Origin of the sequence: Nonomuraea rhodomycinica, from assembly GCF_013363995.1 — a bacterium.
GTDB lineage: Bacteria > Actinomycetota > Actinomycetes > Streptosporangiales > Streptosporangiaceae > Nonomuraea > Nonomuraea rhodomycinica.
The window spans coordinates 52,803-65,085 of sequence record NZ_JABWGO010000002.1; the positions used below are offsets into that span (position 1 = coordinate 52,803).

The window sequence follows — 12,283 nt, forward strand, 5'->3', positions numbered from 1 at the left end:
GGCCGGGAATGCTTCCGTCGCTTCCGGCCGGCCGGGAATCGGCCGAGCGGCCAGGGATGAGCCGGGTGGCGGGTAGGCTAAGCAGTCGTGCTGGTCCTGGCCTTTGACACCGCCACTCCTGCGGTCACCGCCGCGCTCCACGACGGCGAGCGGGTTCTCGCCGAGTCGACGACGATCGACGCCCGGCGCCACGGTGAGCTGCTGGCTCCCACCATCCAGGCCGTCCTCGCCGAGGCGGGCGCGTCGCTGCGCGACGTCACCGCCGTCGTCGCCGGCAGCGGCCCCGGCCCGTACACCGGGCTGCGCGTCGGGCTGATGACCGCGCAGGCGCTGGCCACCACCCTCGCGATCCCCGCGTACGGGATCTGCACCCTCGACGCCGTCGCCTACGGCAGCGGTCGTGACGAGCCGTTCATCGCGGCCACCGACGCGCGGCGCAAGGAGGTGTTCTGGGCCCGGTACGCCGACCGGCGCACCCGCGTGAGCGGCCCGGCCGTCGACCGGCCCGCCGACGTGCCCGTCGAGGGCCTGCCGGTCGCCGGGGCCGGGGCCGTCCTCTACCCCGACGCGCTCGGCGAGCCGCTCGACCCGCCCTACCCCTACGCGGGCGCGCTGGCCGGCCTCGCCGTCGAACGCCTGGCCGCCGGCGCCGCGCTCGACCCGGCCCGCCCGATCTACCTGCGCCGCCCCGACGCGGTGGTGCCCGGCGCGCCCAAGCGGGTGACGGCGTGAGGCTCCGGCAGATGACCGAGGGCGACCTGCCCGCGGTCATGGCGATCGAACGGACGACCTTCCCGCACGACGCGTGGAGCGAGGGCATGATGCGCGGCGAGCTGGCCGAGCAGCCGCGCACCCGCCACTACGTCGTGGCGCTGGTCGACGAGGTCATCGTCGGCTACGCGGGCCTGGCCGCCGCGGCCGACCAGGCCGACGTGCAGACCATCGCGGTGCTCCAGGCCCACCAGGGCACGGGGGTCGGCGGCGCGATGCTGGCCGAGCTGCTGTGCGAGGCGCGCAGGCGCGGCGCCCGCGAGATCTTCCTGGAGGTGCGCGACGACAACCCGCGCGCCCGCGGCGTGTACGAGCATTTCGGGTTCGAGGAGATCGGCATCCGCCGCCGCTACTACGACGACGGCACCGACGCGATCATGATGAGGAAGAAGCTGGATGGCTGACGCACCCCTGGTCCTCGGCATCGAGACCTCCTGCGACGAGACCGGCGTCGGCATCGTCAGGGGCCACACGCTGCTGGCCAACACCATCGCGTCCAGCATGGACGAGCACGCCCGCTTCGGCGGCGTGGTGCCCGAGGTCGCCTCGCGGGCCCACCTGGAGGCGATGACGCCGACCGTGGAGTCCGCGCTGGCGCAGGCCGGTCTGAAGTTCTCCGACATCGACGCGATCGCCGTGACGGCCGGGCCCGGCCTGGCCGGCGCCCTGCTGGTGGGCGTCGCCGCCGCCAAGGCCTACGCGCTCGGCCTCGGCGTGCCGCTCTACGGCGTCAACCACCTGGCCGCGCACGTCGCCGTCGACCAGCTCGAACACGGTCCGCTGCCCAAGCCGTGCATCGCCATGCTGGTCTCGGGCGGCCACTCGTCGCTGCTGCTGGTGCCCGACGTGGCCCAGGACGTGATCTCGCTCGGCTCGACGGTGGACGACGCGGCGGGCGAGGCGTTCGACAAGGTGGCGCGGGTGCTCGGGCTGCCGTTCCCCGGCGGCCCGCACATCGACCGGGCGGCCGCCTCTGGCTCCGGCACGGCCGTCGCGTTCCCGCGTGGCAAGATCGACGACGGCACGCTCGACTTCTCGTTCTCGGGCCTGAAGACCGCCGTGGCCCGCTGGGTCGAGGCGCGGGAGTCGGCCGGCGAGTCGATCCACGTGCCCGACGTGGCGGCCTCCTTCCAGGAGGCCGTGGTGGACGTGCTGACCCGCAAGGCGCTCCAGGCGTGCCGGAAGTACGACGTGCACGACCTGCTCATCGGCGGCGGCGTGGCGGCCAACTCGCGGCTGCGGGCCCTGGCCCAGGAGCGCTGCGACGCGGCGGGGGTGCGGCTGCGCGTCCCGCGCCCCGGCCTGTGCACCGACAACGGCGCCATGGTGGCCGCCCTGGGCTCCGACCTGGTCGCCGCGGGCATCACCCCCTCGACCTTGGAGATCCCGGCCGACTCCTCCATGCCGATCACCACGGTCCACGTCTGAGGCGTCCCGAGCGCGCGGCGTCCCTGTCTGGGGCGTCCCTTCCGTGGTGCCCCTGTCTGGGGCGCTCCACGGGTGAGGCGTCCGGCTGCCTTCGGGGTGGACGGTCCGCGTCGGGCGCGGGCCGGCGTCCGAACCACGTAGGCGGCCGAGGATGCGCGTCGTCACGGCGAGCAGCCCGTGAGCCCTCACGACCGGCCAGGACAGAGGCGAGCCGACGTCGGCGCGTGCGCGTGACGTCGGCTGTGCCGTAGCAGCTCAGTCTTTGGATCGGGTCGGACGCAGCAGGGCCTCGGCCAGGGCGAGCATGGTCTCCTCCAGGGAGGCGAGGCGCTTGGTGAGGTCGGTCGCGGTGCGGTTGAGCTCGTCGCGGTCGGGTCGCGCCTGCACCAGCTCCGAGAGCGCGCCCGCCGCCGACGCGAGACGGTCGGCCTCCTCGGCGGAGCGGGCGGCGATCGCCTCCTCGATCCGCTCGCCGATCCCGAGCGTCACCGGGAGCTGGCTCACCCGCTGGTTGACCGCCTCCAGGTGGTCGTCCACCGTCTCCAGTTGCTCGCCCGACTGCTCGGCGCGGGTCGCCAGGTCGGTCAGGTGCCGCTCCACGCCGTCGAAGCGGGCCTGCATGCTGCTCTGGATGCTCGTGCCCACCTGGTCGAACCGCGCCGCCAGCCCCGTGTCCACGGCGTCGAGGCGGCCGGCGAGCCCGTCCATCGTGTCGAAGCGGGCCGACAGGTTGGCGTCGACCGTGGCGAAGTGCGCCGCCATGGCGCTGTCGCTGCGGTCGAGCCGGCTCGTGACCCCGTCGAACCCGGCCGCCAGCTTCGTGTCGACGGTCGCGAACCGGCCCGTCACCGTGCTGTCCACGGCGTCGAAGCGGGTCGTCAGGTGCTCCTCGACCTCGTTCAGCCGCTCGTCCAGCGACTCGAGGTCGTTGTCGAGGTGGTTGAAGCGGGCCTCGTTGCGGGTCGCGCTCTCGCCGAGGTGCTGGTCCACCGCCGCCACCCGCTGGTCCATGCCGGCCACCCGCTGCTCCATCGAGGCCACGCGGTCGTCCACGCCGCCCAGACGCTCGCCGACGGCCACCGCGCGCTCGTCGAGCGTGGTCAGGCGGCCGTCGAGCGCCGTGAAGCGGCCGTCCACCCGGCCGTCCAGGGCGCCGAGCTGCCCGTCCAGCGAGACGATCCGCTTGTCCACGGCCCCCAGCCGGGAGTCGACCCCGGCCAGGCGGCCCTCGACCCCTTCCATGCGCACGTCGAGCTCGTCGAGCCGCACGGCCACCTGCTGCTGCGCCTCCTCCACCCGGACCGCGACCTGCTGCTGCGTCTCCTCCAGGCGGACCGAGACGTGCTGCTGCGTCTCCTCCAGGCTCGCGGCCAGCTCCTGCCGCGTCTCCTCCAGCCGCGCCGCCAGCCGCTGCTCGGCGGTCGTGAGCCGGTCGGTCACGGCGCTCACCTGGCCCGTGAGCACGTCCACGTGCGCGATCAGCCGCTCGGCGACGGCGTCCACGTGCGCGTTGACGTGTTCGCCGACCGTGGCGGCCCGTGCCCCGGCCTGCTCGGCGGCGGCGGCCAGCCGGTCGTCCAGGCTGCTCGACAGCCCCGCGGACAGCCCGTCCGACAGGTCGGCCACCAGGTTCTCGACCCGGTCGGTGCGTGCCGTCAGCTCGGCGAGCGACCGGTCGAGCCGGGTGAAGCGGCTCGCCGCGGCCTCCATGCTGGAGCCCAGCTGGGCCATGACGGCGGAGAACTCGCCCAGCCGCTTGGCGATGCCCTCGCCGCCGTCCAGGACCGCCTGCAGCCGTTTCAGCGTCTCCTCGACGCCGCCGCCGATGGTGGTCAGGTCGTCCCAGATGTTCGGCAGCTCCACCACGGGGGCGACGCGCTGGTGGACCGACTCCACCCGGGCGTCCACGGAGCCCACCTGCGAGCCGACGGCGTCCACGTGGTCGCGTACCGCCTCGACGTGCTGGGCGAGGCCCTCGGCCCACATGGGCGGCTTGGCCGCGATGTCGTCAAGGCGCCCGCTCACCGTCTCCAGCGTGCCGCTCAACCCCCCGAGCTCCCGCTCGCGGACCTCGCGCAGCAGCCACTCCATGCCTTCGAGCCGCTGGCGGATCTCGTCGAGGACGGCCCCCTGCGTGCGCTGCTCGTAGACGTGGTCCTGCGCGGCGCGCGCCAGCAGCTCACGCATCCTCTCCGGGACCTTGCTGTGGCCGCCCGTCTGCAGGAGGGCGGTGTGGTTGGAATGATCCACCGAAAGGCTCCTTCACTCGCCGACGGTTCATCGCGCAGCGGTGGATAGGTCCGGTTTGCAGATGAAGAAGGAGAACGCGGAAAACCGCAACAGGGGGGAGAACTCCCGCCCGCCCACCTTAGCCTTTCGATCAAGCCGCGTCAGTGGCGCGGGAGAATATCGTGGTTGCCGGGGAAACGCCCCGGTTTGCCATTTACGCAGGTCGAGCGCTGGAGGCCGGGCGGCAGATCAGGGCGGCGGGCTTGTCCATGATCCGGGTCAGAATGACCACAGCGGATTCGGAGCCCGAAAGTCGCAGATCGCTCCGAAGGCGTTCGATGTCGACCGCAGAGGCCCGCTTCTTGATAGTGACATTTCCTATTTTCCGGTCGCGGAGGGCGGCGCGCAGACGCTTGAGCGAGAACGGCAGCGCCTCCTCCACCTCGTACCGGGCCGCCCAAGGGGTGTCGACCGGGTCGTCCCCGGTGATGTAGGCGATCATGGGGTCGGGCAGCCGGCCGCCGACCAGTTCGGCCACCTCGGCGACCAGATGGGCGCGGATCGCGGCGCCGTCGGGCTCGTAGACGTACCGGCCGAGCGGCCCGGTGGGGGCGACGGCGCCGGTGCCGCGCAGGACGTGGCCGCCGGGCAGCAGCGTGGCCAGCCGGACGAGGCCCGCCTCCCGCGCGGCGCCCGGCGACATCCACAGCGACGCCTCCTTGACCTCGCCCTTGTACGAGACCCACTCGGCCTCGGCGCCCTCCGGGATGAACTCGTACGGGATGCCCGGGGCGACCTTGAGGCAGGCCATCGGGGCCCGGGCGAGCAGGTCGAGCACGACCGGCCACGGCGGGGAGTAGGCCATGGGGTCGAACGTGCGCCCCCTGGCCGTGCGCCGGGCCGGGTCGGCGAACAGGACGTCGTAGTCCTCCGGCCGCACCGACGCGGCGTCCGCCACCCGCACCGTGACCCGCCCGGCCAGCCCGAGCGCCTCGGCGTTGGCCCTGGCCACGGCCACGCTCAGCGGGTCGGTGTCGACGGCGTCCACGAGGCAGCCGGCCCGGGCCAGCGCCAGCAGGTCACCGCCGGAGCCGCAGCACACGTCCACGACCCTCGGCCCGTCGCCCGCCCATCCGCGGTCTCCGCCCGTGAGCCCCTCGCCCGGCCATCCGCGGTCGCTGCCCGTGAGTCCTTCGCCCGCGTCCCCGGGGGCCGCGCCCCTCGTTCCTCCGCCCGTCCCTCCGGGGACTCCGCCCGTCGGCCCCTCGCCCGCCCCTCCGAGGCGTCCCTCGCCGAGGCCGGCCACCGACGCTCCAGGCGCCGCTCCGTGGAAACCGGCCCCCGCCCCTCCGGGACCTCCGCCGAAGGGGCCGGAGCCCGCCTCGCGGTGGGCGCCTTCCCCCATGCCGGAGCCCGCCTCTCCGGAGGCTCCTCCACGCGGGTCGCGAGAGACGGCGCCGGGGGACCTCGGGTCGGGCGAGGCAGCGCCGGGGGACATCGGGTCGCGAGAGACGGCGCCGGGGGACCGCGGGTCGGGCGAGGCGGCGCCGGGAGAGCGCGGATCAGCCGTGGCCGCGCCGGAGGGATACGGATCGCGAGTGGCCGGCTCAGGGGAGGCCGGCTGAGGGCGCCCCTGTCCGGGCGAGTCCGGGCCGGCCGCTGACGTGACCCCGCCCAGGCCGTGAGAGCCATGCCACACGGCCAGCAGCCGGACGGCGCGATGGGCGGCGACCTCGGCGCGGGTGGCCTGCTCCAGGCCGTGCGGCGTGAAGTACATCAGCTCGGCGTCCGCCCCGAACTTGGCGCGCGCCCGCTCCCTCAGCCGCGCCTGCGTGAGCGCCGCCGAGGCGAGCGCGGCGTCGTAGGTGCGGCGCAGGCTCGTGGCAGCCGCCACGGGATCGGCGTTCCGGAGCTCGACCGCCTCCGCGAGCGCGCGCTGCCCGCGCGGGGTGAGCAACTCGGTGAAGGCGTCCAGGTCCACGCCGTACGACGTTAGCGCCCCGCCCGGGGGGCCCGATCCGGGCCCCCGTCTCGACCTGCGAAGATGAGGTATCGCTCTCAGCAAACGTGTTCGTGTTGACTGTCAAGCCCCTCTTGCATATGTTTCCTGTTGGCACTCTCCCCTTGAGAGTGCCAACGTGCGACGAGGCAGGTCTGGCACCCGCGACGGCAGGCCCCGCTGGTCGCCTCTTCTAGATCATTCAAATCTGAAGGGGAGGTCCGATCGTGACGACCGCCACCAAGGTTCCCGTTAAGCCGCTCGGCGACCGCATCGTGGTGCAGCCGCTTGAGGCTGAGCAGACCACCGCTTCCGGCCTGGTCATCCCGGACACCGCCAAGGAGAAGCCGCAGGAGGGCAAGGTCCTCGCGGTGGGCCCCGGCAACTGGGACGAGGACGGCGAGAAGCGGATCCCGCTCGACGTCAGCGAGGGCGACGTCGTCCTCTACAGCAAGTACGGCGGCACCGAGGTCAAGTACGGCGGCGAGGAGTACCTCGTGCTCTCCGCCCGCGACGTTCTCGCGATCATCGAGAAGTAAGCCGGTGGTGTCGGGCCCCGGGCGCCGTAGGCGGCCGGGGCCTTCGACACTAGGAGAGGACTTTCAGCAAAATGGCGAAGATCCTGGAGTTCGACGAGAACGCCCGCCGCGCCCTTGAGCGTGGCGTGAACGCCCTCGCGGACGCCGTGAAGGTCACCCTCGGCCCGCGCGGCCGCAACGTCGTCATCGACAAGAAGTTCGGTGCTCCGACGATCACGAACGACGGTGTGACCATCGCTCGTGAGATCGAGCTGGAGGAGCGCTACGAGAACCTCGGCGCCCAGCTCGCCAAGGAAGTGGCCACCAAGACCAACGACATCGCGGGCGACGGCACCACCACCGCGACGGTCCTGGCCCAGGCCATGGTCCGTGAGGGCCTGCGCAACGTGGCGGCCGGCGCCTCGCCGCTGTCGCTCAAGCGCGGCATCGACAAGGCGGCCAAGGAGATCAGCGACAAGCTGCTCGCCAGCGCCCGCCCGGTCGAGGACAAGAAGGAGATCGCCAACGTCGCGACGATCTCCGCCCAGGACGCGAAGATCGGCGAGCTGATCGCCGAGGCGTTCGACAAGGTCGGCAAGGACGGCGTCCTCACGGTCGAAGAGTCCAACGCCATGGGCATGGAGCTCGAGTTCACCGAGGGCCTCCAGTTCGACAAGGGCTACCTGTCGGCCTACATGGTCACCGACCCCGAGCGCATGGAGTCCGTCCTCGAGGACGCCTACATCCTGCTCACGCAGGGCAAGATCGCCTCGATCGCCGACTTCCTGCCGCTGCTGGAGAAGGTCGCCCAGACCAAGAAGCCGCTGCTCGTGGTCGCCGAGGACGTCGAGGGCGAGGCCCTGGCCGTCCTGGTCACCAACAAGATCCGCGGCACGTTCACCTCCGTCGCCGTCAAGGCGCCGGGCTTCGGCGACCGCCGCAAGGCGATGCTGCAGGACATGGCCATCCTCACCGGTGGCCAGGTCGTCAGCGAGGAGGTCGGCCTCAAGCTGGAGAACGTCGGCCTCGAGGTGCTCGGCCAGGCGCGCCGCGTCGTCGTCACGAAGGACGCCACGACCATCGTCGACGGCGCCGGTGACCAGCAGGCCATCGAGGACCGCGTCAAGGAGATCAAGCTCGCCATCGAGCAGTCCGACTCCGACTGGGACCGCGAGAAGCTGCAGGAGCGCCTCGCCAAGCTCGCGGGCGGCGTGTGCGTGCTGCGCGTCGGCGCGGCCACCGAGGTCGAGCTCAAGGAGAAGAAGCACCGTCTCGAGGACGCCATCTCCGCGACGCGCGCCGCGATCGAGGAGGGCATCGTCTCCGGCGGTGGCACGGCCCTGATCCACGTCTCCAAGGACCTCGACGACCTCGGCCTGTCGGGCGACGAGGCCACCGGTGTCGGCGTCGTCCGCCGCGCGCTGGTCGAGCCAGCTCGCTGGATCGCGGAGAACGCCGGTCTCGAGGGCTACGTGGTCACCCACAAGGTCTCGGAGCTGCAGGCCGGCCACGGCCTCAACGCCGCGACCGGCGAGTACGGCGACCTGATCGCCCAGGGCGTCATCGACCCGGTCAAGGTCACCCGCTCGGCCGTCCAGAACGCCGCTTCGATCGCGGGCATGCTGCTCACGACCGAGGCGCTCGTCGTGGACAAGCCCGAGGAGGAGGCTCCGGCCGCCGGCCAGGGCCACGGCCACGGTCACGGCCACTGAGGCACCCGACGGCCGCTCCTCGCGGCCGCTGAGCAGTTGACGGCTCACGCACGGCCCGTCCCCACTCCAGGGGGCGGGCCGTTCGCGTGCCCGGGGCTGGGTGAAGGTCCCCGGGGGGCTTGGGTGTGGGTTGGATGGACTGTGGCGAGCCTCCTTACGGGCTGGGGTGGGGTGTCGCGGGCGGGGGTGGAGTTCCTTGGGTGCTGGCCCCGGGGCGGGGGGCATGGCCCTGGGCTGCGCTGGCTGGGCAGATGCTGATGCTGACGCTGACGCTGGGATGGCGATGGCGATGGCGATGGCGATGGCGATGGCGATGGCGATGGCGATGGCGGTGGGCTTGGTGCTGGTTCGCGGGGTGGAGGTAGCGGTAGCCATGGCGGTGGCTTGGCGGCTGGTCTCAAGCTGGGGCTGGGGCTGGGGCTGGGGCTGGGGTGGCGGTGCGGTGCACCGATGTTGGCTCTGGTTGCGGGCCGGCTCTCGGCCCCTGGGCTGGGGGGCCGTGGGCCGCTGGAGCTGGCTCTGGGTGCGGCGCGACGGGACTCGGGCGTCCGAATCCAGTGAGGTGCCTGGCTGGCCGCAGCGGGGCGAGGCGCTTCGGGCCCTGTGGCCGGGAGGAGGCCCGTACGGTCGTTGGCGTGCGGGGCTCACAAGGGGCGCAAATCTGGATGAAGTGTTCGGATATGGGCGGCTAATGGGATGTGACGTGGTACCAATGGATACAACTTCGCATACAGCCGCAGATATGAAATAGTGACTTATCCAGGTAAACCCGGCCTGTCAGCAAAGCGTCGCGTTCCCCGGCTGCACGGGCGGTGAGCCGGCGAATTCCGTGCATTTCGGGTTATGGGGTGAAATATTCCTCCACTACTAAAGCCTTACTGTCGTCATTCGATTACGGGCAGTCGCCGTCTCTCCAATGTGACCAATCCGTAGCCGTTCGCGATGACGACAGGCCCGACCAGTGCGGGCATCATGCCTATCGTGAGCGAGGGAAGCGTCGCCGACGCCAAAATTGGGGTAAGGCTCGCGTCGAGACTTCCGGCACGGACGGATGACTCCGACCTTAGGGAACTGACCAGCCTCGCCGTACAGGGAGATCGCGGTGCGATCGAATCCCTGCTCGGCGAGTTGCGCCCGATGGTGGTGCGCTATTGTCGCGCCAGGTTGGGCAGGGTTTCAGGGCAATATCACATTGCCGATGACGTCGCCCAGGAGGTGTGCATCGCGGTGTTGTCAGCGCTGCCGCGCTACCGCGACATGGGCCGTCCGTTCGCCTCGTTCGTCTTCGGCATCGCCTCGCACAAGGTGGCCGACGCGTTGCGCAGCTCCGTGCGCTCGGCCGTGCCGACGCAGGACCTGCCCGACGGGCCGGACGACGGGCCGGGGCCCGAGGAGACCGTGGTCCGCTACATCGAGGTCGAGCACGCCCGCAGGCTGCTCGCCCGGTTGCCCGAGAATCAGCGCGAGTTGCTGTTGTTGCGGGTGGTGTCTGGGTTGTCCGCCGAGGAGACCGGTAATGTACTCGGCATGTCACCAGGTGCGGTCCGGGTCGCCCAGCATCGGGCGCTCGCGAGGTTGAGGCAGATGGCCGAGCTGGAGTCGGCTTGACGCAGGAGCGGACCGGGGCCGGACCGGCTCCGGAGGACGAGAGCGACGCGCTGCTCGACGCCCTCGGCCGTGGGGAGCCGCCCCCTCATGACGATCCCGCGGCGCGGCTGCTGGCCGCCCTGCGGGCCGACGCCTGCCGCGACGGCGGCGCGGACGATGTCATGTCCACGCACACGTGGGACGACGGCGTCATGTCCGCGCGTACGTAGGGCGACGGCGTCATGTCTGCGCGTACGTGGGACGACGGCGTCATGTCCGCGCGTACGTAGGGCGACGGCGTCATGTCTGCGCGTACGTGGGGTGACGGCGTCATGTCCGCGCGTACGTAGGACGACGGCGGCACCGTGCGGGATGGTGGCGGGCGACGCCGATGGGTCAGCGGCGTTCCTCGGTGTCGATGACGCCGTCGACGTAGCCCCGGGCGTACTCCCACGTGACGTAGTCGGCCGGGTCCGGGTGGAAGGCCGGCTCGTGCACCTGCGGCCGGCCCTTCTCGATCATCTGGCGGAGGTTGCCGCGCAGCAGGTCCCAGTCGAAGAAGTGCTGCTCGCCGCACTCGGGGCAGTCGAGCACGAGGCCGAGCACACCCTGGGGCTCCAGGAGGGAGCGGAACACCTCCACGTCGGCGAGGTCCGTGATGGCCTCGTCGCGCTCGGCGGCCGTGAGCGGCTCGGCGTCGTCGAGCTCGCCCATCGCGGCGGACGGGTCGTTCGGATCGTCCGCGAACGGGTCGCGGGGGACGTCTTCCAGCACCTTCCCACCATATGACCGATGCGGCTGCCGTGGTGGTCAGTGGTGGTCGGCGGGATGGTCGAGCCATCCGCGCCGGGCCGCCTCCACCCCGGCGTGGAAGCGGGACTGCGCGCCCAGCCGGGTCATCGCGTCGGCGAACCGGGCGCGTACGGTGCGGACCGACACGCCGAGATGGCGGGCGATCGACTCGTCGCAGATGCCCTGGGCGGCCAGCCGGAGCACCTGGACGGTGCCGTCGCCCTGGTGGACCCACGGCACCGGCATGGAGCGGGCCCACCACTCCTCGAACAGCGATCTGAGCATGCCCACGACGATCGGCGTGCGTAAGAGATAGAAGTTGTAGGCGTGGTCGGGCAGGTTGCCGCCCCACAGCGCGGGCAGGCCGGCGGCGTCGTCGCCGGCGGTCATGAACCAGCTCGGCACGTGGGCGAGCGTGCGGACCTCGCCCCCGGTCTCCAGCAGGCGGCCGAGCCCGTCGCGCACGCCCGGCAGCGCCAGCGTCTCCACGGGCACGACGGCGCGCACCGTGAGCAGCCCGCGCTGCTGCGCGTCGATCCAAGGATCGGCAAATTTCCGTGAGAAGTCGGTCATGGTGCGCTCGTCCGGGATGGCGGTGAGCACCGTGATCGGCGGCGCCTGGACGGCCATGCCGACAACGCTCTCGTACAGCACGTCGGCCCCGCTGACCAGCTCCACCGGGAACGGCCCGCTCTGGTAGTCGCGCCCGGCGTCGTAGTCGCGGATGAGGCCGCGGATCGACCCGAGGGCCGAGTCGATGCGCCGGCTCTCCTCGGCCAGCCGGTCGAGCCGCTCGGCGATCAGCCGGCCGAGCGCCCCCGCGGGGTGGCGGGCCAGGTACTCGCCCGAGTGCTCGTCGACCACGCCCAGGCGTACCAGGTCGTCGAGCTGCCTGCTGACCTTGTCGCGCGGACCGCCCATCGCCTCGGCCAGCTCCGCGAGCGTGGCGCGGTGCAGGCGCAGCACCGCCGTGTAGAGCGCAGTCTGAGCCGGGTCGAGGCCCAGCGCCGCGAGGGGATCGGGCACGTCGGGTGACTCGTTGCGCATGTCGCGTGGCTCCGTTGGGGGACCGGGGGTGCCGCGAGAATAACGCGGCATCCTCGCCCTGTCCGCCCCCTTGCGCGGGATGACACCGCATCGGTGCAACTTCGTGCAATTGCACGTTTGCACATTGCGGCGTGCCGCTGCGTAACGCACGCTTGACCGAGAGTCGGCGGACCACCGGGCCAGGCGATGCCTGCCATCAG

General features: G+C 72.0%; 11 protein-coding genes. 7 read left to right on the forward strand and 4 right to left on the reverse strand.

Going from position 1 to position 12,283, the window contains the following annotated elements; genetic code table 11:
* Positions 1-87: 87 nt before the first annotated feature.
* Genes tsaB through tsaD form a run of 3 tightly spaced genes read left to right on the forward strand, consistent with a single transcriptional unit; the run spans position 88 to position 2,199 of the window.
* Positions 88-732 (forward strand): tRNA (adenosine(37)-N6)-threonylcarbamoyltransferase complex dimerization subunit type 1 TsaB, encoded by a 645-nt coding sequence (gene tsaB / locus HT134_RS11380; protein WP_175600338.1) that lies wholly within the window; start codon positions 88-90, stop codon positions 730-732.
* 11 nt (positions 733-743) lie between these two features.
* A complete protein-coding gene (gene rimI, locus HT134_RS11385; protein WP_175600339.1) occupies positions 744-1,175 on the forward strand; it encodes a ribosomal protein S18-alanine N-acetyltransferase in 432 nt (143 codons plus the stop codon).
* Positions 1,168-2,199: a tRNA (adenosine(37)-N6)-threonylcarbamoyltransferase complex transferase subunit TsaD gene (tsaD, locus tag HT134_RS11390; protein WP_175600340.1), complete on the forward strand. Its 1,032-nt coding sequence runs from the start codon at positions 1,168-1,170 to the stop codon at positions 2,197-2,199. Before rimI ends, tsaD begins: the two co-directional genes overlap by 8 nt.
* A gap of 255 nt (positions 2,200-2,454) precedes the next feature.
* Here tsaD and HT134_RS11395 read toward each other — a convergent pair whose 3' ends face one another.
* Complete coding sequence (locus tag HT134_RS11395; protein ID WP_175600341.1) at positions 2,455-4,449, reverse strand: hypothetical protein; 1,995 nt, start codon at positions 4,447-4,449, stop codon at positions 2,455-2,457.
* A gap of 193 nt (positions 4,450-4,642) precedes the next feature.
* Positions 4,643-6,409 carry a THUMP-like domain-containing protein gene (locus HT134_RS11400; protein WP_312888080.1) on the reverse strand — a complete coding sequence of 589 codons (1,767 nt, stop codon included), beginning with the start codon at positions 6,407-6,409 and terminating at the stop codon, positions 4,643-4,645.
* Between the two features lie 245 nt (positions 6,410-6,654).
* On the opposite strand from HT134_RS11400, the gene groES reads away from it, so the two are divergent.
* From groES to HT134_RS11425, 4 genes are all read left to right on the forward strand, one after another.
* Positions 6,655-6,966 carry a co-chaperone GroES gene (gene groES, locus HT134_RS11410; RefSeq protein WP_175587862.1) on the forward strand — a complete coding sequence of 104 codons (312 nt, stop codon included), beginning with the start codon at positions 6,655-6,657 and terminating at the stop codon, positions 6,964-6,966.
* 71 nt (positions 6,967-7,037) lie between these two features.
* Entirely contained in the window at positions 7,038-8,657 is a 1,620-nt protein-coding gene (gene groL, locus HT134_RS11415; RefSeq protein ID WP_175600342.1) for a chaperonin GroEL, read from the forward strand.
* Positions 8,658-9,629: 972 nt separating this feature from the next.
* Complete coding sequence (locus HT134_RS11420) at positions 9,630-10,265, forward strand: sigma-70 family RNA polymerase sigma factor (RefSeq protein WP_175587981.1); 636 nt, start codon at positions 9,630-9,632, stop codon at positions 10,263-10,265.
* Positions 10,262-10,474 carry a hypothetical protein gene (locus HT134_RS11425; RefSeq protein ID WP_175600343.1) on the forward strand — a complete coding sequence of 71 codons (213 nt, stop codon included), beginning with the start codon at positions 10,262-10,264 and terminating at the stop codon, positions 10,472-10,474. Before HT134_RS11420 ends, HT134_RS11425 begins: the two co-directional genes overlap by 4 nt.
* Positions 10,475-10,640: 166 nt before the next feature.
* On the opposite strand, the gene HT134_RS11430 is transcribed toward HT134_RS11425, so the two are convergent.
* Both HT134_RS11430 and HT134_RS11435 read right to left on the reverse strand, forming a co-directional pair.
* Positions 10,641-11,018, reverse strand: a complete 378-nt coding sequence (locus tag HT134_RS11430) for a DUF5319 domain-containing protein (protein ID WP_175587859.1) — start codon at positions 11,016-11,018, stop codon at positions 10,641-10,643.
* Between the two features lie 36 nt (positions 11,019-11,054).
* Positions 11,055-12,083: a helix-turn-helix transcriptional regulator gene (locus tag HT134_RS11435; protein ID WP_175600344.1), complete on the reverse strand. Its 1,029-nt coding sequence runs from the start codon at positions 12,081-12,083 to the stop codon at positions 11,055-11,057.
* Between the last annotated feature and the right edge of the window lie 200 nt (positions 12,084-12,283).